The sequence below is a fragment of the Sphingomonas sp. QA11 genome (assembly GCF_028473665.1).
Classification (GTDB): Bacteria; Pseudomonadota; Alphaproteobacteria; order Sphingomonadales; family Sphingomonadaceae; genus Sphingomonas; species Sphingomonas phytovorans.
This window is the reverse complement of the sequence record NZ_CP098774.1, coordinates 1,540,011-1,563,584: the sequence shown is the minus strand read 5'-3', so window position 1 is coordinate 1,563,584 and position 23,574 is coordinate 1,540,011. Positions and strand designations below refer to the sequence as shown.

19 protein-coding genes, 1 tRNA gene and 1 pseudogene are annotated in these 23,574 nt (G+C 63.9%); 9 read left to right on the top strand and 12 right to left on the bottom strand.

The window, feature by feature from the left end; genetic code table 11:
* Positions 1 to 17: 17 nt before the first annotated feature.
* The 6 genes from NDN01_RS07155 to NDN01_RS07130 form a co-directional block, all read right to left on the bottom strand.
* On the bottom strand, positions 18 to 518 hold the full coding sequence (locus NDN01_RS07155; RefSeq protein ID WP_443025204.1) for a DUF2497 domain-containing protein: 501 nt from the start codon (positions 516 to 518) through the stop codon (positions 18 to 20).
* Between the two features lie 67 nt (positions 519 to 585).
* Positions 586 to 2,100 carry a TolC family outer membrane protein gene (locus NDN01_RS07150; RefSeq protein ID WP_272626666.1) on the bottom strand — a complete coding sequence of 505 codons (1,515 nt, stop codon included), beginning with the start codon at positions 2,098 to 2,100 and terminating at the stop codon, positions 586 to 588.
* A gap of 15 nt (positions 2,101 to 2,115) precedes the next feature.
* On the bottom strand, positions 2,116 to 2,784 hold the full coding sequence (locus NDN01_RS07145) for a protein-L-isoaspartate O-methyltransferase family protein (RefSeq protein WP_272626665.1): 669 nt from the start codon (positions 2,782 to 2,784) through the stop codon (positions 2,116 to 2,118).
* Positions 2,785 to 3,230: 446 nt separating this feature from the next.
* Positions 3,231 to 4,922 carry a flotillin family protein gene (locus tag NDN01_RS07140; RefSeq protein ID WP_272626664.1) on the bottom strand — a complete coding sequence of 564 codons (1,692 nt, stop codon included), beginning with the start codon at positions 4,920 to 4,922 and terminating at the stop codon, positions 3,231 to 3,233.
* A gap of 54 nt (positions 4,923 to 4,976) precedes the next feature.
* Positions 4,977 to 5,564: an OB-fold-containig protein gene (locus NDN01_RS07135; protein ID WP_336298355.1), complete on the bottom strand. Its 588-nt coding sequence runs from the start codon at positions 5,562 to 5,564 to the stop codon at positions 4,977 to 4,979.
* Between the two features lie 140 nt (positions 5,565 to 5,704).
* Positions 5,705 to 5,778 (bottom strand) — tRNA-Cys (locus NDN01_RS07130).
* Positions 5,779 to 5,792: 14 nt separating this feature from the next.
* Between NDN01_RS07130 and NDN01_RS07125 the strand changes: the two genes are divergently transcribed.
* Complete coding sequence (locus tag NDN01_RS07125; protein WP_272626662.1) at positions 5,793 to 6,032, top strand: hypothetical protein; 240 nt, start codon at positions 5,793 to 5,795, stop codon at positions 6,030 to 6,032.
* A 250-nt stretch (positions 6,033 to 6,282) separates the two neighbouring features.
* Here NDN01_RS07125 and NDN01_RS07120 read toward each other — a convergent pair whose 3' ends face one another.
* A complete protein-coding gene (locus tag NDN01_RS07120; protein ID WP_272626661.1) occupies positions 6,283 to 6,642 on the bottom strand; it encodes a hypothetical protein in 360 nt (119 codons plus the stop codon).
* 96 nt (positions 6,643 to 6,738) lie between these two features.
* Here NDN01_RS07120 and NDN01_RS07115 point away from each other — a divergent pair.
* Together NDN01_RS07115 and NDN01_RS07110 are read left to right on the top strand one after the other, a co-directional pair.
* A pseudogene (locus tag NDN01_RS07115) lies at positions 6,739 to 7,104 on the top strand (transposase); the annotation flags it as partial.
* Positions 7,105 to 7,353: 249 nt separating this feature from the next.
* The gene (locus tag NDN01_RS07110) at positions 7,354 to 9,426 is read left to right on the top strand and encodes a S9 family peptidase (RefSeq protein ID WP_443025203.1); all 2,073 of its coding nucleotides are present in this window, start codon (positions 7,354 to 7,356) and stop codon (positions 9,424 to 9,426) included.
* A gap of 175 nt (positions 9,427 to 9,601) precedes the next feature.
* Here the strand turns inward: NDN01_RS07110 and NDN01_RS07105 are convergent, their stop codons facing one another.
* Positions 9,602 to 10,162 carry a YkgJ family cysteine cluster protein gene (locus tag NDN01_RS07105; RefSeq protein ID WP_272626660.1) on the bottom strand — a complete coding sequence of 187 codons (561 nt, stop codon included), beginning with the start codon at positions 10,160 to 10,162 and terminating at the stop codon, positions 9,602 to 9,604.
* A 224-nt stretch (positions 10,163 to 10,386) separates the two neighbouring features.
* Positions 10,387 to 11,166: an AraC family transcriptional regulator gene (locus NDN01_RS07100; RefSeq protein WP_272626659.1), complete on the bottom strand. Its 780-nt coding sequence runs from the start codon at positions 11,164 to 11,166 to the stop codon at positions 10,387 to 10,389.
* 128 nt (positions 11,167 to 11,294) lie between these two features.
* Here NDN01_RS07100 and NDN01_RS07095 point away from each other — a divergent pair, with 128 nt between their 5' ends.
* Genes NDN01_RS07095 through NDN01_RS07080 form a run of 4 tightly spaced genes read left to right on the top strand, consistent with a single transcriptional unit; the run spans position 11,295 to position 15,893 of the window.
* Positions 11,295 to 13,409 (top strand): FUSC family protein, encoded by a 2,115-nt coding sequence (locus NDN01_RS07095; RefSeq protein WP_272626658.1) that lies wholly within the window; start codon positions 11,295 to 11,297, stop codon positions 13,407 to 13,409.
* Positions 13,406 to 13,621 carry a DUF1656 domain-containing protein gene (locus NDN01_RS07090; RefSeq protein WP_272626657.1) on the top strand — a complete coding sequence of 72 codons (216 nt, stop codon included), beginning with the start codon at positions 13,406 to 13,408 and terminating at the stop codon, positions 13,619 to 13,621. Before NDN01_RS07095 ends, NDN01_RS07090 begins: the two co-directional genes overlap by 4 nt.
* A complete protein-coding gene (locus NDN01_RS07085) occupies positions 13,618 to 14,502 on the top strand; it encodes an efflux RND transporter periplasmic adaptor subunit (RefSeq protein WP_272626656.1) in 885 nt (294 codons plus the stop codon). Before NDN01_RS07090 ends, NDN01_RS07085 begins: the two co-directional genes overlap by 4 nt.
* Positions 14,499 to 15,893, top strand: a complete 1,395-nt coding sequence (locus NDN01_RS07080; protein ID WP_272626655.1) for an efflux transporter outer membrane subunit — start codon at positions 14,499 to 14,501, stop codon at positions 15,891 to 15,893. Before NDN01_RS07085 ends, NDN01_RS07080 begins: the two co-directional genes overlap by 4 nt.
* Positions 15,894 to 15,991: 98 nt before the next feature.
* Here the strand turns inward: NDN01_RS07080 and NDN01_RS07075 are convergent, their stop codons facing one another.
* The 3 genes from NDN01_RS07075 to NDN01_RS07065 all read right to left on the bottom strand — a co-directional run bounded on the left by NDN01_RS07075 (position 15,992) and on the right by NDN01_RS07065 (position 22,313).
* Positions 15,992 to 16,318, bottom strand: coding sequence for a hypothetical protein (locus NDN01_RS07075; protein ID WP_272626654.1), 327 nt, complete (start codon positions 16,316 to 16,318; stop codon positions 15,992 to 15,994).
* 339 nt (positions 16,319 to 16,657) lie between these two features.
* The gene (locus NDN01_RS07070; protein ID WP_272626653.1) at positions 16,658 to 20,950 is read right to left on the bottom strand and encodes a YadA-like family protein; all 4,293 of its coding nucleotides are present in this window, start codon (positions 20,948 to 20,950) and stop codon (positions 16,658 to 16,660) included.
* Between the two features lie 745 nt (positions 20,951 to 21,695).
* The gene (locus NDN01_RS07065; protein WP_272626652.1) at positions 21,696 to 22,313 is read right to left on the bottom strand and encodes a TetR/AcrR family transcriptional regulator; all 618 of its coding nucleotides are present in this window, start codon (positions 22,311 to 22,313) and stop codon (positions 21,696 to 21,698) included.
* Between the two features lie 60 nt (positions 22,314 to 22,373).
* On the opposite strand from NDN01_RS07065, the gene NDN01_RS07060 reads away from it, so the two are divergent.
* The gene (locus tag NDN01_RS07060) at positions 22,374 to 22,769 is read left to right on the top strand and encodes a hypothetical protein (protein WP_272626651.1); all 396 of its coding nucleotides are present in this window, start codon (positions 22,374 to 22,376) and stop codon (positions 22,767 to 22,769) included.
* Complete coding sequence (locus NDN01_RS07055) at positions 22,762 to 23,574, top strand: SDR family NAD(P)-dependent oxidoreductase (protein ID WP_272626650.1); 813 nt, start codon at positions 22,762 to 22,764, stop codon at positions 23,572 to 23,574. The genes NDN01_RS07060 and NDN01_RS07055 overlap by 8 nt, the downstream gene beginning before the upstream one ends.

The following is a 23,574-nucleotide window of genomic DNA, read 5'->3' as shown; positions in this document are numbered from 1 at the left end:
AAGTCAACGCCGAAAGCTCAGCGCGAGCCGGTGATCCGGGCGATCTCGCGCGACACCATCGTCTCCACCATCGCGGGCAAATTGGCGTCCAGCCAGTCGCGCAGCATCGGGCGGAGCATCTCGCGCACCATTGCCTCGAGCGTGTCGCTGCCCTGGACCTCGGGCTTCACGACCATGCGCGACAGCGCGTCGAGCGAACCCCGACTCGCCTCGGCCGCACGGGACGACAGGATCGGATCAGCCTGGGTCACTGGGATTGCGGGTGTCTTCGGAGGAGGCGCCATCGAGGCTGGTACAACGGGCGAGCGGGCCACCGGTTCCTCCTCATCGATCATGGGAACTTCCTCGTCGATGGATCGCACCGGATCGCTGAGTTCGAGGATCTCGTCATGCCCAAACGACGCGGGATCGATGCGCGGCGCGACAGTGGTGCGCGCCACGCGACGAGCGCGGCTCGCGGTGGCGCTCTCGCCTTCTTCGGCAATGATGCGTTTGATCGACGAGAGGATGTCCTCCATCGAAGGCTCCGCGCTGATATCCCCCATCGAACGAACCCCGTGCCCTAAGACCGCTCGTCAGCGGTCCTTACTTCCTGACACCTGCGGGATTCGGGCCCGTCGTGTCAACTGCGGGTTCTACAGGGGCATCGAGGATCGGATCGAGCGGCCGGGTGACGACCGAGCCCTGAGCCGGCGTCTGCACGGTGCTGGTGCCGACCAGGGCCGGATCCGGCTGCGAACCATAATCCCAGATCTTGCCGCGCACGCTCTTGTAATGCGCGATCGGATCGTAAAGCGGCCCGCCGTCGAGCCCGAGATCCTTCGCCTCGGCATCGCCCATCGCCGCGAGCAACGCAAAGCCGGCAACATAGGCGTCGCGCCGCGACGTCACGAGCGTCACCTGCGAGTTGAGCAGTTCCTGCTCGGCGTTCAGGATATCCAGGATCGTGCGGTTGCCGACGCTGTTCTCGGCGCGGACGCCTTCCAGCGAGAGCTTGTTCGCGTTCACCGCGACTTCCGACGAGGCGATCACCTCAAGCGACGATTTCCACACCGCATAGGCCGAGCGCGCCTGGGCGATTACGCCGCGCTCCGTCTCGGTAACCTGTTCGGAGGCCTGGGCGCGACGCTCCTGCGCCTGTCGAACCTGCGCGGCCGGTCGACCGCCCTGGAACAATGGCACCGTCAATCCCAGTCCGGCGCTAGCCGAAGTGCCCGATTGACCGACAGCCACGCCGGTTCCCGAGCCGAGCGACCCAAGATAATTATAATAGTTGCCGCCGATATTGACGTTGACCGTCGGCAAACGGTTGGCGCGGGCCACGTCGATATCGAAACCGCTGGCGTCGCGATTCTTCTGCGCCGCGAGCAGCACCGGGTTGTGATCAACCGCCACCTGGACCGCGGAGTCCGGATCAGCGGGAAGATTGGGCAGTGCGGGCGGCACTTCCAGATTTCCCGGTGCCGTACCGACCAGGCGGATATAGCTTTCGCGGCTTGAGATCAGCCGGGCCTGCGCCGTCTGAAGCTGGCTGCGCGCAACCGCCAGGCGGGCATCGGACTGAGCAACGTCAGTACGGGTCAGGTCGCCCACCTGGAAGCGATCCTTGGACGCCTGCAGGTTGACGTCGAGCACCTTCACATTCTGCTCGTTAAGCGAGACGATCGCTTCGTCGCGAATGACGTCCATATAGGCGCCTACGACAGCGGTGAAGAGATCAGCCTCGGTACCGCGCAAGCTGAGACGCCCGGCCTCAACGCGCGTTTCAGCGGCACGCACCGAGTTCTTCACCCCGCCACCGCTATAGATGGGAACCGAAAGCGTCGACGATCCGGTCAACTGGCGGTCGGGCGCCACGAAGCTGTTCGCCGCCTTGAGCACATTCTCGGTATAGCCGCCGGTCAGGCTGACTGACGGCAGCCCGGCGGAGCGGGCGATCGGCACATTCTCGTCGATCGCGCGGACATTGGCGCGCTGGGCCGCGAGCGTCGGGTTGGTGTTATATGCCTTGACCAAGGCCTCGCGCAGCGTCTCCGCCGCCACCGGGGCTGTCGTTGTCAACAGTACCGCAACACCGGTTAGCAAATGGATCCGTCGCATAGGTCGCGGCATCTTTCAGAAGGTGAAGGTCTTGGGCCGGGAGAAACCCGGAAGAGGAACGCAATCGATATCGGCGAAATCGAGCAGGCCGAAGCCCCCGCCGGACTTGCGGCCCGATGCGAGTCGGGTGACGGCGCGATCGGCGATGCCGGTCACCACACGGCCACCGGCGGCGAGCTGTGCGACCAGCGCATCGGGTACATGTTCGACAGCGCCGTCGATCACCAGCACGTCATAAGGCGCATCGGCCGCGTGCCCTGCTTCGAGCGGGCCCTCGACAAGGGTGACATTGGCACGACCGGCAAGCGCCTCACGCGCCTGGGCGGCGAGCACGGGATCGCTTTCGACCGCGACGACATGCGCGACCAGTTCGGCCAGCACGGCGGCGGTATAGCCCCCGGCCGCACCGACCAGCAGCACCCGGTCGGACGGCAGCAGATAGGCCTCGGTCAACAGGCGCCCGGTCGCGATCGGCACGTTCTGGAACCGCGCGCGGCCAAGCGGCACGGCGGTGTCTCGATAGGCGATCTCCCGCACCTCGGCCGGCAGGAACGCCTCGCGCGGGACGCGGGCCATCACGGTCACGATGCGCGGATCGCTTACCGCGTTGGTACGCAGCTGGCTTGCCACCATCGCGTGGCGCATCGCCTCGAAGCGAGATGAATCGGTTGCGGTCATTTCCATTGGGTCACCCTGTCGCACAACTGTTTTAGTCATGCAATACACATGTTGTCGCTGCGCGGCTTGTATCGCGCGCTTGCCTTCACGCCAAGCGCGGCCGCAGCGATATTATCATGGCGGCGTCCGAGTGCCACGATGGGGCGAACGCACGGATTGGCAGGACGAATTCATTCATACGTCAATGCCTTGTCATCTCCATTGTGCTATGCAGCGTGCACCAGGGGCGCTGAGTCAGAGCAACGGGAGGACTCCAGATGCACCTTATCCAGCTGCTTCGATGCGCGACGGGCCATCATGTGCGATCGAGCAGGCATTCGCGCCTCGTCGACGGACGACGCGAAAGCGTTTGCCGCGGCTGCGGGCGGCGAATGGTCAAGGATGATTTCAGCACACAGCTTCTTGGTACGGGGGACGACCGCTCTCCGAAGGCGTGACAAACCATCCGCCGCCTATTCTGAAGAATCCGCCTCTTCGCCGACGTTTCTTGCAGGGGCAGACGCAGCGCCACCCAGCAGGCTGTTCATCGTCGCGCCGCCCATGCCGAGTTCAGCCATCAGCGTGTCGATAAGCGGTCCGCCGACGCGGTAGCGCATCGCGGCCGCCACCGCCGCGTCAGCGAGGTTGCCACCCCCTTCCCCGCCATCCGCGGCTCCCGGATTGCCGTGCAGGCCCCGTGCGTCGACGATGCTGATCTTGTCGATCTGCTCCATCGGCTTGCTCGCCGCGGCGATGATCCCCGGCAGCGCCTCGAGCATCGCCTTGCGGACCAGCAATGCGGTCTGGGCATCGTTGAGGACGTTGGTCGCCTCGTTGATCGCCGTCTGGCCGGCGGCATCGACCTTGAACGCTGCCTCACGGCCCTCGGCACGGGCCTTTTCGGCATCGGCCTCGGCGGTCGCCTCGGTGCGAAGCGCGATGGCACGGGCTTCCGCGGCTTCCTTCTCGGCGCGGGCCGCGACGGTGATCTGGACCGCCTCCTCCTCGGCCTTCTGCGTAGCAGCGATAACCGCGACGTTCTTCGTACGGTTGGCGATTTCGGTTGCCTTGGCTGTGGCGACGCTTTCCTCGGCGCGGATCGCATGCGCGCGCGCCTCGTTGGCGGCGGCGGTAGCCGTCGATTCCTCCTCTGACTTCTGCGCCGTCTGCACCGCCGTCGTGATTCGGGCGAGTTCGATATTGCGGTCGCGTTCGATCGTCGCCGTCTGCACCGCCCCGTCGCGCGCGATAGTCGCAGTCTGGATGACCTTGTCGGCCTCGGTCTGAGCCACGGTCTGCGCCTGCTCTGCGGTGATGCGCGCGATCTCGGCGAGGCGGGTCTGCTCGGCCTCTGCGGTTGCGATCGCGGTCGCCTGCTCCGCGCGGCGGGCGGCAAGCGTCTGTTCCTGAGTCAGCCGCGCCTGCTCGGCCGCCTGGGCGATCTCAAGCGACTGGTTGTTGGCATCGAGGTTGCGCTGCTCGATCTCGACCCGGTTGGTCGCGACGATATCGTTGCGGATCTTCTTGCGTTCCTCGATCGTGCGGGTGAGCACGGTGAGGCCTTCAGCGTCGAATGCGTTGTTCTCGTTGAAATGCTCGAACGCGGTCTGGTCGAAATGGGTGATCGAGACCGATTCGAGCTGGAAGCCGTTCATGTCCAGATCGGTCATCAGCGCCTCCTGTACCTTCTGGATGAAGTCGGCGCGGTTGGCGTGGAGATGCTCCATCGTCATCGTCGCCGCGACCGAGCGCAGTGCCGAGACGAGCTTGCCGTCGAGCAGCGCCTTCACCGCATCGGGGCTGTTGACCGATTCGCCGAGCGTCTGGGCGGCGGCGGCGATCGACTGGGCGTCGGGCTTCACCTTGATGTGAAACAGGCCGACCACATCGACGCGAAGCTTGTCGAGTGTGATCAGCGCGTCCTTGTTGAGACGCGATACCTCGAGCTTCACCGTCGTGAGGCGAACCTGCATCAATTCGTGCAGCACGGGGAAGACTAGAATGCCGCCGTTGAGAACGACCTTCTCGCCACCGAAGCCGGTCCGGATCAGCGCCACATCCTTGGTGGCGCGACGATAGAGCCGCGTCAGGATCAGCATGATGACGATCAGGCCGATAATGGCGATGCCTGCATAGATCAGGATGTTCAGCAGAGATGCGGGCACCGGGTTCTCCTAAGGACGAATCGTTTTGACAGAGGTCGCCATAACAGCGGGTGGTTACAACAGCGGGCGCAAGGTCGGATGGTTTTCCGGCATTGCATAGAAAATCACGCCTTCGCGGCGCACGAGCAGGACGGTTTCGCCCTGTGCGATGGTATCGGCGTCGTCATGAGGTTCGACCATGACATAATGGGCCTGATCATGCTGGTCGACGACCCGCGCGCGCGCCCGGAAGCCGCGGCGTGCGGTGCCTTCCAGGATGATCCCGCGACGACCGAGCAGATCCCCGGTGTCAATCACGCTGGATTCGTAGCCGGGCATGATTCGCCCTAGCCCATGCGCGACGAAGACATTGGCGAATCCGCCGGTCGCGAGCGCGGCGGCCGAGGCAATGCCCCAGTGAAGTGGCGCGCCCAAGGCTCCCGTGGCGATCTGCTGCACCGCGACGCCCGCGATCGTGAAACAGCACAGCAGCGAGGTCAGCCAGATCAGAAGCGGCAACCCACCGCCAAGGCCCAACCAGTCCAGCACGCCGTGCGCGTCCAAATCGGCATGGCCGTCAATGCCCGGATGGAGATCGAGATGACCAAGCCCGAGACCAACCGCTTCGACCAGACCGATCCCCAGCATGACGACGAAGGCCACCGCGAACGGAAAATAATCTGGCGTCAGGAAGATCGATAACATGATGCGATCATCCCGTGCGCACCCGACCCGCGTCAAGCGGGATCGGTGCGGACTCCGCTTCGCCCCGCAAGGGGAGGAAACGATTTATATCAAGGAAGTGGAGGCCCGACCGGGAATCGAACCCGGGTGCAAGGATTTGCAGTCCTCTGCGTCACCACTCCGCCATCGGGCCAGAGGCGGGCGCAGATGCTTGGTTTTTGTCGCGGGGTCAACCGTGCTTTGGCAGATGCGGCTGATTCAGCTTCGCGCTCGGCGACGAGGACATCAAACGCCCAAAAGGCCAGCATCCCGCCAGCGACCTTCCTGAAGCCGGCGATGCCGCTGTTCGCCGATCCGTTTTTTCTTCCGCTGTTATGTTGGATTTTCAACGGTATTTTCACACCAGAAACCAACGTCTTGAGTACGTTTTTCCCTGTTATCGCATAACAGCGGAAAAACGCGCGGGAATTTCAGGGAAACGACGCGACTTTACCGCTGATCAACGGAAGAAATGCCTCCAGCATTCGAACCACAATGAGAAAGAGCCGGGCGGCAAGCCGAAGCACCGCCGGGCTACATCCAGCATTGTTCATGCTCCTGTTGAATCAAGCATATGTGTCCAGCGAAACCCGCGCCTCCTATTAGGTTGTGAACCGCTAAATCTGAAATGTCCGATATCGGTTAAAATCTTACGTTTCTACGGTCCCCACTGATCCAGAGCTTTTCTTTCAATATCCGGATCAAAAGCAATGTTCACGGAGCCGAGCGGCAGCCCCGTCGTGTTCTGATAGGCTTTCAAGAAAGAAGTGAACAGCGAAGCGTATGTTTCGAAACCTACTGCTGTTTCCGCAGTCTTATGCGACACCCCAAGTGTCCATGTATACTCTGGGCCGCCAGAACCAGGTGCCTGTTCGGGCCATGCGAAGAACGATGCTTCACGCTGACCATTCACAAGTAGGGTGAAGCGCTGACCGACTCGCCGACCTTCACGGTGCATCTCGTATTTGCCGCCTTGCGCGAACCAAGCATCTTGCGATTTTTCGAAGCAGATCGACATGAACCCCAGACTACCCGCCATTGCTAAACATCTGCCATCGTATCGATAACCTCCTCGCTGCTTTTGTAGTTCGCTGAATGCAGATTCAGCATCGGCATGAGCCCATGTGACCCGACTGATTTCGAATGGCGCATGATCAAGCTGCGGCTTTCCAACAAGCTGCGAGGCGTGCCGCGCATAGATGACCGGCTCGCGCTGAACGTCATTTTCTGGGTGCTGCGATCCGGTGCGCCCTGGCGTGACCTGCCCGAGCGCTATGGCCCGCGCACGACATGCTACAACCGCTTAGCCCGATGGCAGAAAGCGGGCATGTGGGACCAGCTGATGAACGCCATCACAGCCGCCCACAATGGTAACATCCAAATGATCGACAGCAATTTATATCGGGGCGCATCGGGGCGCATCGGGGCGCATCGGGGCGCACCAGCAGGCTGCGCGGCAAAAGGAGGTCAAGACCATTGTAGGTAGCGCCGAGTGGGAGCCGTACCGGTGCAAAGGTAACACATGAAACGCCCACCCCTCGATACGCCATCTCGACAGGCTCGATGGCTACTCGGGCCGAACGGGGTGGTTTCAACTCTAGCGATCCAACTCCAACTTACAGCAAGCCATGTCGAAGTCGAACATTCGCACGCCGGGAGAAATATCTCGCGGTTGCATCACCGCAACGATCGGGCATGATCGAGCGCACATTATCCAAGGAGCCTCGTCTTGCGCCTGCCCTTCGCACTCCTGATCCTGGCAACGACCCCGGCAATCGCGCAGCAGCAGCCGAACGCCGCGCCGCCCACCGAAGCGACGCGCACCTTCACCGGGGCTGACCTGTTCGGCTTGTCGATCGCCGCGGACCCGCAGATCAGCCCGGACGGGCGGACGATCGTGTATGTCCGGCGCGCCGCCGACGTGATGAGTGACCGGATGCAGTCGTCCTTGTGGCTGATCGACGTCGCATCCGGCCGCCAGACGCCTTTTGCGGCGCAAGGAGGCAGCCCGCGCTGGTCGTCGGACGGCACGCGCATCGCCTATGTCGCGGCCGATGGCGAAGGATCCCAATTGTTCGTCCGCTGGGTCGCGACAGGCGCCAGCGCGCGGATCACGAGCTTTCCCGGCGACCCGCAGGCGCTCGCCTGGTCGCCCGATGACAAGCAGATCGCCTATGTAGCCACCGTTGCGGGCGAGCCGACCACGCTCGGCAAGGCGCCGGCAAAGCCCGAAGGTGCCAAATGGGCTGAGCCGCTGACCGTCATCGACCGGGTCAATTATCGCAATGACGGCGGCGGATACGTCAAGCCGGGCCGCGATCATCTGTTCGTGGTCGCGGCGGAGGGTGGTGCACCGCGACAGCTCACCTTCGGCGCCTTCGACGATGGCGGGCCATTATCCTGGACGCCCGACGGACGCACGATCGTGTTCGCCGCGATCCGTGGACCGGAGGCCGATCGCCAGGTGATGAATTCCGATGTGATCGCCATCGACGTTGCCAGCGGCGCGATGCGTACCCTCACCACGCGCGACGGACCGGACGCCCAGCCCCGCGTGTCCCCGGACGGAAGCCGGATCGCCTGGCTCGGCTTCGACGACAAACGGCGGAGCTATGAAAACGTCCAGCTCTATGTCGGCGACCGCGACACGGCCGGCCCGCGTTCGCTCACGGCATCGCTGGATCGCGGGATCGAAGACGTCGTCTGGGCGGCGGACGGACGCAAACTCTACGCCAGCTATGACGATCATGGAAAACGCCGGATCGCGCGCATCGGCCTCGATGGCAAAACCACGCCACTGGTCGATAATGTCCAGGGCGGCGGTCTCGACCGGCCCTATACCGGCGGCGACTTCTCCGTCTCGCGCGGTGGCACCATCGCGTTTACGGGCGGCAATGCGGAAGCCCCCGCCGACGTCTGGGTCTGGGCCGGCGGCAAAGCCCGCCAGTTGACTCACCTGAACGCGATGATGGCCGAATCGAAGGCGCTCGCTTCAGTACGGAAAATTGCCGTGACGGCGCCTGACGGAAAACCGATCGACGCCTGGCTTGCGACGCCGGCCGGCCGGGTGCCGGGCCAGCGGGTGCCGCTGATCCTGGAGATCCATGGCGGCCCCAACGCCGCCTACGGGCCGAGTTTCGCAACCGACATCCAACTCTATGCGGCCGCGGGCTATGCCGTGCTGTGGACCAACCCGCGCGGATCGACCTCCTACGGTGCGGAGTTCGCCAATCTTATCGACAAGGCCTACCCCTCCGCCGACTATGACGACCTGATCGCGGCGGTCGATTCAGCGATTGCCGACGGGACCGCCGATCCCAACAATCTGTTCGTGACCGGCGGCTCGGGCGGCGGTGTGTTGACCGCCTGGATTGTCGGCAAGACCAACCGGTTCAAGGCGGCGGCGACTCAGAAGCCGGTCATCAACTGGGTCAGTGAAGCGCTGACGATGGACAATACGCTGTTCACGTCACGCTATTGGTTCACCAAGCTGCCCTGGGAAGATCCGATGAGCTATTGGAGCCGCTCGCCCCTCAGCCTCGTCGGCAACGTAAAAACGCCTACCCTGGTGGTGGTCGGCAGCGAGGATTATCGCACGCCAGTCTCCGAATCCGAACAATATTACGCTGCGCTTCAAATCCGCGGGGTGCCGACCGCCCTGGTCAAGGTCCCGGGCGCGAGCCATGGCGGACTCGCATCAAGGCCATCGCAGTCAGCAGCGAAAGCAGCCGCGATTATTGCCTGGTTCGATCGCTATCGTACGAACTCCGGCCCTAGCTCGACCGGCAACGCCAAGCCCTGAACGCGGGACGACCGGCGCGCCAACGTCCAGGGTTCGTCGACGCTCAGAACCGATCCGTTGGCAGCCCAGAGATGATCGTTCGCGCGGAGGCGCGGAGGACGCTGAGCTGATATGAGCATGATCGTCGCGCTGATAAGCCGCCTGCTTGTGGGTGGGCTTGTCAGCGCGATCCGACCTAGCCGTTTGCCGCGAACACACCATAGCGCTCGCGCCACGCCGCCACCTCATCCTGCAGATGCGCAGGGGCAGCTTCTCCCGACAGGACCAGGCGGGCGACCTCGTCCTCGGGGTGCATCAGCATCTTCTTCGCCCCGTCGCTGAACCACACGGGGATCAGTTGATCGCACAGGCTGTCGAGGACGGTTGCCGCCATGCCATTGTCGATCGCGTCACTGCCGGCGAGCGCGCGGACGTTGATCGAAACACCTTCGAAGCAGTTGCGCGGCTCGTGCTCGAAATTGAGCGACACCAGAAGGCCTGACCGGTCCGGCCGGGCTTCGTCGGGCATGTCCGCGACCCTTCGCCAGGCGCAGAACCATGTTCGGCAGATATGGGGCCGCACCGAATGAATGCCGCACCCATGCGACGTGAGGTGACCGCAAGGCGTTCCCGCCGGCTTCTTGAAGTCGGGCGTATCCACCGTGAGGACCGTGCAGCACGCCACGCAATCGCCACAGGCACGGTCAGCGAGAACCGGCCCCAGCAGAATGGTTTCCAGATCCGTGTCGCTGTGCATCCGCGCAGGGGTTGCATCGCCCCCGGCGGGAATACAAGAGTCCGGAGCCGGAAGATATCAGGGCACTGCCATGGCCAGTCTTCAGCACGCCGCCGCCGGATGCCTGGCGCATCGTGGATGCCATGAAGCCCCGACGGTCAAGCGCGGCGGCTGGCGACTCACCTCAAGGCCTTCGACGCACCTCTCGCTCAGCCCGCAACATATCATTCATCGAGCTTGCCCGGTCATTCGTCCGGATGGAATCCCCGGGGTGGCGACAAGGGTGGCGAGCTACCGAGCCGCGTGAAGTATTGCGTTGGCGTGCTCCCCAGCGCCTTTTTGAACATCGTGATGAAAGCGCTGACCGATTCATAGCCCAACGCGTTCGCTACAGCCTGCACCGTCGCTCCGCTCGCCAGTTCACGCAGTGCGATGACAAGGTGCAGTTGCTGGCGCCAGCGTCCGAATGTCAGCCCTGTCTCAGCGATCATCAATCGAGCCAACGACCGCTCACTCACCGCCACGCGCTTTGCCCACTCTCCCAATGTACTGCGGTCGGATGGCTCGACCGTCAGCGCGTCGGCGATTGCCCGGATTTTCGGATTGGCGGAGACAGGCAGGTTGAAGCGTTCGCGCCGCATCCCGACCAGTTCGTCCAGCGCCACCCTTGCGAGCCGTGCCGCATGGCTGTCGGAGAGATAGTCCGCACCTTCCCGCGCCAGTCGATCGACCATTTCCCGGATCAGCGGGGAGATCAGGAGCGTGCAACATTCCTCGGGCAAGCTGGCCGCTCCCGGCTCAACGAACAGATAGTTGAGCCGAGCGTTCTCGGTTGCCTTCGCGCTGTGCGGTACCCCGCCTGGAATCCACACGCCGCAATTCGGCGGCACGATCCATATCTCGTTCTTCGCCGTACAGGTGACCGCGCCGTGCAGCGCTATGATCAGCTGACCCTTGCGATGCACGTGCCGCGGCACCTCCCCCTCGTGATCCGCGAAGTCGAGTTGATGGGCGACCGCCGGCAAGTCGGTGCGATCGGGGTCGAATGTGGCGATGGCGGATCGCGCCGCGGACATAATATTTGGCCAGATTTAGTGACTATTTGACAGGATAGCGAATTTCGCGCCTTGTTGCAAATCGCTATCAACAAGCCATGATCACCGCACATTTTCCGAACCTGCGGCATCCGGGCGACATGGCGGCAGCGGCACGCAGCGCCTTCTCCTTTCTGCGGGCGCCCGCAAGGAAGACGGACGCTGACGCAATATTGTTCTCGGCGAAGAGCTTTGCCGCAGCGATGCTGGCTTATTACGTTGCCCTGCGCATCGGGCTGCCGAAGCCATATTGGGCGATTCTCACCGTTTATATCGTCTCGCAGGGCTCAGCCGGCGCGTCGCTCAGTCGCGGGGTCTATCGCCTGGCCGGCACAATCGGCGGCGCGATCGCGACGGTGGCGATCGTACCGACCTTCGTGAACAGTCCGATGGCGTGCAGCGTCGTCCTTGCAGGCTGGATCGGGCTCTGCCTCTTTTTCTCGCTGCTCGATCGTACGCCACGCGCCTACGCGTTCGTCCTGGCAGGGTACACCACGAGCCTGATCGGCTTCCCCAGCGTGGCAGATCCCGGCGCGGTGTTCGACACCGCGTCGCTGCGGGTACAGGAGATATCACTTGGGATCCTCTGTGCGGTGCTGGTGCATCGCCTGGTCCTCCCCAAGCATAGTAGCGGCGCGTTTCTCGACAAACTGTCGGCAACGCTACGCGACGCGCGACGGCTGGCCCGGGATGCCCTGGACGGCATGCCGTCCAGGGCATCCCGTCACGATCGCTTTCAGCTCGCAGCGGATCTTCTCGCGCTGCAAGGTCTTGCAGCGCACCTTCCCTATGATCCGGCCCCGTTTACGCCGCACGCCGGGAAGCTGCGGCTCATCCATGACCGTCTTGCCCGGCTGCTTCTGCTTGCGACCGAAATCGAGGAGCGGATCGAAGCAGTTGGCGACGAAAACGCGCGCGCCGAATTGACCGCCTTGCTGGACGACGTTCGATCCTGGATCGACATGGCCGGCGCGGCCGAGCGGGACGGTCTCGCGCTCGACCTCATCGGCCGCGCGCGGTTGCTCCAAGCACGTACGAGTGAAGACAAAGCGGAGCCGGGCGAAAGACTCGTCGCCAATCTCGCGGGCCGTCTCGCCGAGATGACCGGTCTTCTGTACGACTGCGATCAGCTCGCGCGGAACATCGCGACGCCCGGACGGACACGCGATGCGGCATCGCTCCAGTGGCCGGGGTCCGCCGCAAGGGGCTATGTCCATCACCGCGATCCGCCGATGGCGGCGCGGGCTGCCTTGGGCGCCGCCCTGGGGATCATTCTCGGCTGCGGCTTCTGGATCTGGTCGGCCTGGCCGGACGGCGGGCTTGCTGTCTCGATCCTTGGCGTAAGCTGCGCGTTGTTCGGCAATGTCGACACGCCAGCGCCGAATGTCCGCAAATATCTGGTCGGCTCGATCCATGGGGTGGCAATCAGCCTCGCCTATAGTTTTGTGATCCTTCCCCGGGTGACTGACTTCGTGGTGCTCGTGGCGGTTCTTGCGCCCGCCTTCCTATGGGCAGGATCGCTTCAGGCGCGTCCGCAGACGACGTTCAAGGCGCTCGGCGTCACGCTCACCATCCCGATCCTCGCCGGACTGGGCGCCAGATATGGCGGCGACTTCGCCGAATCGCTCAACAGCGTCCTCGCGCTGTTTGCGGGCATAGGTTTCTCGCTGGTCAGCATGACCCTGTTCCAGACGGTACCGGTCGACGTGGCGATCAATCGGCTGCTTCGCCTGAGCCGCAGGGATGTCAGGCGGCGAGCCCTGGCCGGCGGCTCCGACGAAGCGCGCTGGACGAGCCTCATGATCGACAGGACGGCGCTGCTGCTTCCCAGGCTGCAACTGTCCCAACGCGCGGCACCGGATATCCTCGACGAGACGCTGCACCATCTCAGCCTGGGTCACGCCGCCGGTCAGCTCCGTAAGGCGCTCCGCAGCGGAGAAGGCGAGATTGCCGACGACGCGAGTGACTTTCTTTCGGCGATCGCCGTCCGCTTCGGCACGGGAAGCTGGACGAAACCTGCCGACACCGTCGATCTGGAGCAACGCGCCGATAGCTTGATGGCGCGGATCCAGGACAGCGCGATTGCAGACCGTTCGCGGTTGCTCGACCTGCTCATCGATCTGCAACTGGCACTGACGCCGAGCGGTGCAGGAAACTCGGGACGCGGGGCATGATCGTCGACCTGAATATCGGCGGCGTCCTCATCCCCGGCCTGCTGGTGCTCGCCATCGTCGCGCTGGTCGGCACGGTCGTGGTGCTGCGCATCTTCACGATCGCCGGCATCGCCCGCGCATTCGCCTATCGCCCGCTGGTCGAGCTCGCGACCTTTGCCATCCTCTACGGTCTGCTCGTGCAGTTCCTGCCTTCCATCGGACTTTTCCAATGAAATCCTTGCTCGCTCTTCTCGGCCGCTATGCCTTGACGCTGTGCCTCGTCGCAGTCGCCGCCGTCATCGCCTGGCATGCGTGGGGACGCTACGAACAGGCATCATGGACGCGTGATGGACGCGTGCGCGCTGACGTGGTGCGCGTGTCCACCGACGTCGGCGGACTGGTGACGCAGGTCTTCGTCAGCGACAACCAGATCGTGCGGCCGGGACAGCTTCTGCTCGTGCTGGATCGCCCGCGGCTTACCGCATCGATCGCGCGCGCCGACGCCGCGATCGCGGAAGCGCAGGCCCAACTGGAACAAGCGCGCAAGGAAGCGCGGCGCGACATCGCGTTGGGTGACCTAGTCGCCACCGAGGCCCGGGAGCAGAATGTCGCCCGGGTCCGGACATCGGAAGCGACCCTGAAGCGCGTGCTCGCGGATCGCGATGTCGCAGCCGTCGACATGGCAAGGACCGAAATCCGGGCGACCGTCGGCGGCATCGTCACCAACCTCGATATCCATCCGGGCGATTATCTGGCAGCGGGCGCGCAGGCGATGGCGCTGGTCGACACCGCCTCGCTTCGCATCGAGGGCTATTTCGAGGAGACCAAGCTCCACAATGTCGCGATCGGCGATCCCGCCCGCATCCGGCTGATGGGGGACGATACCGAGATCACCGGCCGCGTCGAGAGCATCGCCGCCGCCATCGCCGACGACCAGCGCGACGATACGGGCAATCTCCTCCCCAGGGTCGCGCCGACCTTCTCCTGGGTCCGGCTGGCACAGCGCATTCCTGTCCGCATCCATATCGATCGGGTGCCCCCAGGCGCGAGGCTGATCGCCGGCCGGACCGCGACCGTCGAGATCATAACCGCCGCAACAAGGGCCCGGTCATGAAGCGCCTGCTATCGCTGCTCCCGGCGCTGCTGATGGCCGGTTGCGTCGCGGGCCCGAACTATCGGGTCCCGCCCACCGCCATCGCCCAACGCCCCGAGGCAGCCGTACCGTTCCTGGGGCAAAAGGACGCGCAGGCGACCGCAGAGGACCTGCCGGCCCATTGGTGGCGGCTGTACGGCGATGCACGGCTCGATTCCTATGTCGCCGAAGCGCTGGCGGCCAATACCGACTTGCGCGCGGCGGAGGCGAACCTGCGCCGCGCCACCGCGATCGTGCGCGAGACCGAAGCAGGACGCACCGTCACCACGGCTGTCTCCGGCCAGGCGCTCGGCGCGCGCGTCGGCGGCCCGTCCGCCGGCCTGCCCGGCACCTTCAGCTACGCGCTCGGGTTCGATATCGGCTATCCGCTCGACCTCGCCGGCGGCATCCGGCGCGGCATAGAGGCAGCCAATGCGCACGCCGAAGCGACACTGGCCGCGCGCGACCATGTGCGCGTGGTCGCCGCCGCCGCCGTCACGCGCAGCTATGCTCGAATCTGCACCGCCAACGTATCGCTCGCCGCCGCGCGCCGTGTCGCCGCGATCCAGCAATCCACCCTCGACGTGGCGATCCGTATGGCACGAGGCGGCCGTGGCACGCGGTTCGACATCGACCGCGCACGCACGGCAGCTTACGCCGCCAACGCGGCCATCCCCGACATCCTCGCCGAACGACGGGCGGCGCTGTTCGAACTGACCGCGCTGATCGGCCGCCCGCCCGCCGAATATCCGCGGGACGTGGAGAGCTGCAGCGCTATCCCTTCCATCCCTCGCCCGATCCCGGTGGGCGATGGCGCGATGCTCCTCAGGCGGCGGCCCGACATCCGTATGGCGGAACGCGACCTCGCGGCGGCGACGGCCACGATCGGGATCGAGGAAGCCGAACTCTACCCGAAGGTCAGCCTCGGCGGATCGGCAGGCACGGCAGGACCCGCGGGCAAGCTGCTGGCACCATCCTCCTTCGGCTTCAGCCTCGGCCCGCTGCTATCCTGGTCGTTCCCGAACCGGAAAGTGGTACGCGCCCGCGTCGACCAGGCGGGGGCCGATGCCGAAGCCAGCCTTGCGCGCTTCGACGGATCGGTGCTTCTTGCTCTCCAACAGACCGAAACCGCACTCTCGGCCTACGCCCGCGCCCGCGATCGCCTGACCGATCTGGAGCTGGCCGCAGGCGCGGCCGGCAAGGCAAGCGCCGACGCCGAAAAACTCCAGCGTTTCGGCCGCACGCCTTTCCTCGACGTGCTTAACGCCCAGGCGAGCTATGCCGGCGCGCAAACCAGCCTGTCGGCCGCGCGCGCGAGCCTTGTAGATCGCCAGATCGACCTGTTCATCGCCCTCGGTGGGGGGTGGGAATGACTTACATGTGGTACTTTCGTGACGCTGACGCCACCGTCCAACCTGCGACATTCCGCCTGGAATAGCTGCAGGAGCGGTATCGCAAATCGACACCTTTTTCAGGATTCTATCGGCCGATCCCAGAAATGGTCGAGTTCATCATGCAAATGCCAGCCGTTCACCGGGGCCCGCCTGACCGCGTTGATGATGAACGCGGTACCACGGCCGGCCCCGAATGACCTGCTCTCCACCTCGACAATCAAGGGCGGGTCACTCCGGGTAAGAAGGATCGCACGACCATCGGCGCCTGCCCCGTAAATCCGATAATGCCGGCCGACCAAAGCTTTTTCGGCAATGGAAGACAGAAGCGTATCCACCGGCGCGGCGAATTGAACGCGGTCATCATGCTTTCCATTCCGAAATTCTCGGAAAAAAGATATTCCCATGAAAACTCTCCCTCGCCCCACTCAACTCAATTTCGAGACGATAAACTCGGGAATCACGATCCATCTGACTCAGAGAAATATACTCTAAAATGGCGACGCATGCCATGGAACAAACCGCATATCCAATACAGTATTTAGGCCATTCTGGCCCTACAAACATTCAATTCCGATGGTTTTATAGTTCAGCCAAATAATATATGATATTTAAACTTTGAACAACCCGAACAAGACGGACATACAACAGGCCGATCACAATATATGAGATCGGCCCGTTGCATTGAGGGTTCGGCAGTAGAGCTTGTCAGTTCGGTGGGCGGCAAAGCCGCCCACCGGCGCATATCAGAATTGATATCCGATACCGGCCGCGCCACCGGCGCGTCCCTGGGTGTCATAGGTTCCGCTGAACTTGACCACCGTGTGCCCGTCACTCATCGCCTTGGACAGGCCGAGCGCGAAGGCGGATTCGCCCTGATACGTGCCGCCGGCCATCGCCACCATGCCGCGTCCGGCTTCATAGGCCTGGGGCAGACCGGCCGCGGCCAGCGCTCCAGCCGTACCGGCATAGCTGTCCTTCCGCACCTGGCGGATATCGAAGGTGATCGCGGCCAGGCGTTGATCCGTATAGGTGTTCGCCTGGATCAGGGCGTTGTTGATGCTGCTGTTGAGCTGGGAGACGTTCACCGCATCTGTCGCCGATGTTCCGGCGGCGACATTGTGGACGGAGACGGGCGCACCGCCATTGCCAGCACCAAGCGTTACATCGGTACGGCTGGCATTGTCGTACTGGATCGAATTCTGACCCAGCGCGAGGGCGGTGTTGGCGGTGGATTGGGCCGCCGTCACCGACTGGTTGGTCACATAGAGCTGACCGCCGTTCACCGCCTGGGTGGAACCGGCGGAGACCGTGCCGGCAGCGACATTGGCGATGGTGACGGGCGCCGATGCCGTGCCACCGGCCAGCGTGATGGTGTTGAGCCGGTTGCCGGCCCCGTCGGTGTCATAGGAAACGGCGTTGGCCGTGGCCTGGGCGAGGGCAAAGACCTGTCCGCCGTTGACCGCATCCGTTGAGCCGGCCGTGATCGAGCCGTTCGCGACATTGTGGAGCCCGACCGGACCGGCGGCAGCACCGACCAGAGTCAGGTCATTGGTGCGGACACCGCCATTGGGCGTGGTCGGATTGCCCGGACTGGAATATTGCACCGGCCCGGCACTGCCGTTCGCGATGCTGTTGGTGAGATTGTTGATCGCGGTCGTATTGTTCGCGACATTCACGTTGGTGGCGTAGAGTTGCGAACCGTTGACCGCATCGGTCGATGTCGCGGAGAGACCGCCCTGGGCCACATTGGTGATCGTCGTGCCGGCTGCACCGCCAAGCGTGATCTTGCTCTTGTCGGTACCGTCATATTGCACCGACGTCGCACCGAGCGACGCCACCTGATTGGCGACACCGGTCAGCTGGGCAACGTTCACCGCGTCAGTGGCCGCCGATCCGGCCGCCACATTGGTGATCTGACGCTCGGCACCGGCGGCACCGACCGACACTTCGCCGACCGATGTCTGCGGCGTGGCAACGCCGAGAGCGCTGTACCCGGCCTGCGCTCCACGCGCCGCCGTCGAGTTGGTGCCGAGCGCAACGCTGTTGGCAACCGAGACATTCGCCAGCGGCCCGATCGCGATGCTGTCGGTGCCCGAGACCGTCGAGTCACCAAGCGCCGACTGGACATGGAAGTAGCGGATGCCCGCCCCGCCATTCACCGCCCCGTCGATGGCGCTGAAGACACCCTGGACGCTGTTATAATTGGTGCCGCCATAGCTGAGGCTGGTCTGAAGGCTGTTCGTCGTCGGATCATAGATCGAGCCGCCGCCGAGCGCCGCCGCCGTAGTGTTACCGAGCGCCACGAGCTGCCCGCCATTCACCGCTTCGGTCGAGCCGGTCGCCAGCAGGCCCGCCGCCACGTTGCCGAGGACCACCGCAGGCGCTCCGGTGCCGCCGAACGTCACCCGTGCCTTGGTGGCATCGTCATACTGAACGGAGAGGGTGCTGAGTGTCCCTACCTGGTTGCTCAGTGTGTTGAACTGCCCGCCGTTGATCGCGTCAGTCGATCCGGCTGCGACGAGACCGTCACGGACATTGTGCAGGCCGACCGGACCAGCGGCAGCACCGACCAGGGCAAGATCGTTGGTAGCCGTCCCGCCATTCGGCACGTTCGGCGTGCCAGGGTTGGAATATTGGACCGTGCCGACCGAGCCGTTCTGGATATTGGTAGTCAGGTTGGTCACGGCGTTGGTGACCGTCGTGACATTGGCGTTGGTTGCGAACAGCTGGCCACCGTTCACCGCTTGAGTGGAACCAGTCGCCAGCAGGCCGGCTGCCACATTGCCGAGGACCACCGGGGGTGCCCCGGTGCCGCCGAATGTCACCTGGGCCTTGGTGGCATCGTCATATTGCACCGATAGGGAGTTCAGCGCGCCGACCTGATTGTTGAGCGTGAAGAACTGGCCGCCGTTGATCGCGTCGGTCGATCCGGCCGCAACGAGGCCGTCGCGGACATTGTGGAGGCCGACCGCGCCGGGTGCGGCGCCGACCAGGGCGAGGTCGTTGGTGGGCGTCCCGCCATTCGGCACCGTCGGCGTGCCGGGGTTGGAATATTGGACCGTACCGACCGAGCCGTTCTGGATGTTGGTGGTCAGATTGGTGACGGCGTTCGTGACCGTCGTGACGTTACCGTTCGTCGCGAACAACTGGCTGCCGTTCACGGCATCAGTCGACGCCGCCGTAAGCGCACCGGGTGCGAGATTGGTGATCGTCGTGCCGGCCGCGCCGCCAAGCGTGACCCTGCTCTTGTCGATGCCGTCATATTGCACTGATGTCGCACCGAGCGACGCCACCTGATTGGCGACGCCGGTCAGCTGGGCGACGTTCACCGCATCCGTGGCCGCCGAGCCGGCCGCCACATTGGTGATCTGGCGCTCTGCACCGGCAGCACCTACCGATATTTCGCCGACCGATGTCTGCGGCGTGGTCAGCCCCAGTGCCGTATAGCCAGCAAGGGCGCCCCTGCCCGCGAGCGCATTGGTGCCGAGCGCAACGCTGTTGGCGGCCGAGGCGTTCGCCAGCGGCCCGATCGCGATGCTATTCGTGCCCGAGACGGTCGAGTCGCCTAGCGCCGACTGGACATGGAAGTAGCGGATGCCGGCGCTGCCGTTCACCGCCCCGTCGATGGCGCTGAAGACGCCCTGGACGCTGCCATAATTGGTGCCGCCATAGCTCAGACTGGTCTGGAGGCTGTTCGTCGCGGGATTGTAGGTCGTGGCTCCGCCGAGCGCCGCCGCGGTGGTGTTGCCGAAGGCCACGAGCTGACCGCCGTTGACCGCTTCGGTCGAGCCGGTCGCCAGCAGGCCCGCCGCCACATTGCCGAGCACCACGGCGGGTGCCCCGGTGCCGCCGAACGTCACCCGTGCCTTGGTGGCATCGTCATACTGGACAGCGAGAGTGTTCAATGTTCCCACCTGATTGCTCAGCGTGTTGAACTGACCACCGTTGATCGCGTCAGTCGACCCGGCCGCGACGACACCGTCGCGGACATTGTGCAGGCCGACCGCGCCGGGTGCGGCGCCGACCAGCGTGAGGTCGTTGGTGGGTGTCCCGCCATTCGGCACCGTCGGCGTGCCGGGGTTGGAATACCGGACCGTGCCGACCGAGCCGTTCTGGATGTTGGTGGTCAGGTTGGTGACGGCGTTGGTGACCGTCGTGACATTACCGTTCGTCGCGAACAGCTGGCTGCCGTTGACCGCGTCGGTCGACGCCGCCGTGAGCGCACCGGGCGCGAGATTGGTGATCGTCGTGCCGGCCGCGCCGCCGAGCGTGACCTTGCTCTTGTCGACGCCGTCATAAAGCACGGCAGAATTGGAAAGGCCGCCCAGTTGAGCGGCGACCCCCGAGAGTTGGGCGACGTTGACTGCGTCAGTTGGAGCCGAGCCGGCCGCCACATTGGTGATCTGGCGCTCAGCGCCGGCGGCACCGACGGAGAATTCGCCGACCGACGTCTGCGGCGTGGTCAGCCCGAGCGCCGTATAACCGGCGAGCGCCCCCCTGCTGGCGAGCGCATTGGTGCCGAGCGCGATGCTGTTGGCCGCGGTTACATGAGCGCCAGCGCCGAAGGCGATGCCGCCGGCCGCGTTCGGGCCAACGATCGCAGCCGTTCCGAGCGCGATCGAATTGGCCGATGTCGCATCAGTTGCCGCGGAGTTGCCGAAAGCGATCGAGTTAATCTCGCCAGCCACCGCCTCGCGACCGTTCGTTCCCAGGCCAGTGATGCGATTGCCGCCGATGGAGATGCCGCCCTGAGTGTTGAGGCCGAACGAGTCAGCCTGCAGATCGCAGCGATCGGCCGGGCCGACCACTGTGCCGTTGGCGTTGAGAACCTGCAGCGTGATCGGCGCGCCTGACGCTGCGTTGTTGAGCAGGGTCACCGTATCGATATTGAGGTTCGGTATGCCAAGAAGGCCGCCGACCGCGCCGAGGATCGGATTCACCGTACCTTGTATCGGCGTGACGACGCCATTGATCACGGGCGTCATGATCCCCGTCACCACGGAACGCGGCAGGCTGACGCCAGAGCAGGCGCTCACCAGGTTGGGCGTTCCCGCCTGGGCATTGGCCTCGGCCGTGAAGCATGCCGAACTGAGCAGAACAGCAATGACGGACAGACTTTTACGCGACGGCCCACGGCCATCCGAAGAATATTGATTTGCAGAGTCCGACCCAAGGCGAGCGCGACCCCTTTTAATAACGATACGCATCTTTACTCTCCTGAAGAGAGTGAGACTTCGTTATTCTCCCGAAACCACTAATTCACGAAGCTACCTCACTCCATGAGCCTTGCTTGACCCTCGGCGAAACTGAACTTCATTTCTTAATGGATCATTACTTAGCGCTACGTCAGCACAATAAAAATTAGTCCATTACTGTTAATAATTCATCTAAAACGGAGCATATCAATATGGAACAAACACGTGAATAATGAGTGCATCCAATTTTGTTCACCATATTACTATTATACTTTGGTATAATATTTATGATAAAAGTAAATTACCTAAAGCAATTTGCGTATTTATGAAAAAGTATCCATCTCACAACTTAAACAACAGAAGAAGTGCCAGCGAGATACCATTCTCCAAGGGGCTAGCATGCATGCAAGTCATCGCCATCCCCGGCGCGACGTGACAGCGAAATCCGATTGCAGGCATTTCAAGACTGTCACACACGAAACCAGGTTCGTCGGCCGAGAGCCCCCGGGACGAACATCGCGCCGAAAGAAACGAATTATGTCATCGACTTCGATCTGGATAGCTTCGTTTTATTGCCGTCGCTCGATCAGATCGCGAACTGCGCCAGGGTCTGGTCGCACAGCGCCTGCAGCAAGGTGCACACAGCATCCGGGCTCCGACCGCCGCAGGCCATCGACTGAAACATCCCAAAGCCGGTCAGCGCGAACAATATGTCGATGACATCCTGCTCGGCCGCCGCATCGCGTCCTCCAAAACGGCTGACCAGCGCGGCAAGAAGCTCACGCCGGCGCGCGTTTCGGGCGTTGAGCCCCTCCATCAGTTCCGGGTCGATCCCCGCCACGGCGTAGAGCCCTGGAAGGCTGTCGTCGGAACTCCAGAAAACGCAAAAAACCTTCACGAGCATCGCCAGACTGTCCCGAGGGTCGGGTGCGCTCATCGCCGAGGCAATGTCCATCATCCCACCCGCTTCGGCCAGGCGATCGAACAGCGCCTCGAGCAACCCCCGGCGGGACCCGAACTGATGATAGACCGTCAGGCGGGTCACGCCCGCAACGCTCGCGACCGCTTCGAGTGACAGAGCGGCCGCCCCCTGATCGCGGAGCACCGCGGCGGCGGCCGTGATCAGCTTCTCCCGGGTTTCAGCAGCCTTCGCGCTCCGCTTGGCGCTTGCATAAGGTCTTGACGCAGGGTCGGGCTTGGACATAGCTATACAACCTGTATACTCAATATGCCCGGCACTCCAGTGCCGTGGGAGGAGACGTCCATGCCGTGGTTCCTGATCATTGTCCTGTCGTTTCACGTCCTTTCATCGGTCTTCTGGGCCGGCACGACCTTCGTGCTGGCGCGGAACGGTGGCGTCGGGGCCGCGCGTCTGTTCAGGCCGCAGATGGGCGCGGCGATCGTCGCCACGGTTTCCGGCGCAATACTCTGGCACCTGACCCATGCCGATGGGTGGGGATATCCGGAAAAGGTGTTGAGCCTGGGAATCGCAGCCGCGCTGCTCGCCCTGGCTGTCCAGGCGATTGGCGCTGGGCGTGCGCTACGCGCTGCAGGCTCCCCCGATGCAGCCACACCCGCGTCTCTCGCACCGATCTACCGGGTCTCGGCCGGGCTCCTGATGGTGACGGTCGTCTGCATGGCGGTCGCACGCTATGTCTAGTCCAGCCTCATCCGCTCGACCGGACATCGCCGGACCCGGCATTCCGACCTATCGCGATCTTGCAGGCAAGACCGCCCTGGTAACCGGAGGCTCCGGCGGCATCGGCGCCGAAACTGCCCGGTGGCTGGCGCATAACGGCGTTCGCGTCACCGTGACGGGACGCGATGCAGCCAAGCTCGATGCCGTCCTGCGATCCCTCGTTTCGATCTCCCCCGGACATGCCGTGCTACGCGCCGATTGCGCGATCCTGGCCGACCTGGAAGCAGCCCGCGCGGACTTCATCCGCCGAGAGCGAAAGCTCGATATCCTCATGGCGTTCGCGGGCGGCGGCGAAAGCAGGCCCGGGCCCCTGGAAGAGGTCACCGAAGCGGCATGGCGTTCGAGCCTGGACAATAACCTGACAGCGACCTTTCTCACCCTCAAGGTGTTCGGGGCCAGCCTCAAGCAGGATGGCGGGGGCGCGGCGATCACCATGGCATCGACCGCAGGCCGGGCTCCGTCCCCCGCTCCACTCGGCTACGGCGTTGCCAAGGCGGGGATCATCCACCTGCCTCAACAGGCGGCCCAGGAATTCGGCCCGGCCGGGGTGCGAGTCAATTGCATCTCCCCATCGGCCATTCTCACTGACCGGACGGCCGCGCACATGCCCCCGGCAGTGCAGGAGCAGGTCGCCGCGAGCCACCCGATCCGGCGCCTCGGGTCGCCTGCGGACATTGCGGCCATGGCACTGTTCCTTGCGTCGGACAGCGCCGGCTGGGTGACCGGGGCCACCCTGGACGTTGCCGGAGGACGGCTGATGCACTGA

What these genes read in the sequence shown, in the direction of transcription:
- NDN01_RS07155 (WP_443025204.1), bottom strand. Translation starts at nt 518, where the DNA reads ATGGAGGACATCCTCTCGTCGATCAAACGCATCATTGCCGAAGAAGGC.
- NDN01_RS07150 (WP_272626666.1), bottom strand. Translation starts at nt 2,100, where the DNA reads ATGCGACGGATCCATTTGCTAACCGGTGTTGCGGTACTGTTGACAACG.
- NDN01_RS07145 (WP_272626665.1), bottom strand. Translation starts at nt 2,784, where the DNA reads ATGGAAATGACCGCAACCGATTCATCTCGCTTCGAGGCGATGCGCCAC.
- NDN01_RS07125 (WP_272626662.1), top strand. Translation starts at nt 5,793, where the DNA reads ATGCTTGGTTTTTGTCGCGGGGTCAACCGTGCTTTGGCAGATGCGGCT.
- NDN01_RS07120 (WP_272626661.1), bottom strand. Translation starts at nt 6,642, where the DNA reads ATGTCGATCTGCTTCGAAAAATCGCAAGATGCTTGGTTCGCGCAAGGC.
- NDN01_RS07105 (WP_272626660.1), bottom strand. Translation starts at nt 10,162, where the DNA reads ATGCACAGCGACACGGATCTGGAAACCATTCTGCTGGGGCCGGTTCTC.
- NDN01_RS07095 (WP_272626658.1), top strand. Translation starts at nt 11,295, where the DNA reads ATGATCACCGCACATTTTCCGAACCTGCGGCATCCGGGCGACATGGCG.
- NDN01_RS07090 (WP_272626657.1), top strand. Translation starts at nt 13,406, where the DNA reads ATGATCGTCGACCTGAATATCGGCGGCGTCCTCATCCCCGGCCTGCTG.
- NDN01_RS07085 (WP_272626656.1), top strand. Translation starts at nt 13,618, where the DNA reads ATGAAATCCTTGCTCGCTCTTCTCGGCCGCTATGCCTTGACGCTGTGC.
- NDN01_RS07080 (WP_272626655.1), top strand. Translation starts at nt 14,499, where the DNA reads ATGAAGCGCCTGCTATCGCTGCTCCCGGCGCTGCTGATGGCCGGTTGC.
- NDN01_RS07075 (WP_272626654.1), bottom strand. Translation starts at nt 16,318, where the DNA reads ATGGGAATATCTTTTTTCCGAGAATTTCGGAATGGAAAGCATGATGAC.
- NDN01_RS07065 (WP_272626652.1), bottom strand. Translation starts at nt 22,313, where the DNA reads ATGTCCAAGCCCGACCCTGCGTCAAGACCTTATGCAAGCGCCAAGCGG.
- NDN01_RS07060 (WP_272626651.1), top strand. Translation starts at nt 22,374, where the DNA reads ATGCCGTGGTTCCTGATCATTGTCCTGTCGTTTCACGTCCTTTCATCG.
- NDN01_RS07055 (WP_272626650.1), top strand. Translation starts at nt 22,762, where the DNA reads ATGTCTAGTCCAGCCTCATCCGCTCGACCGGACATCGCCGGACCCGGC.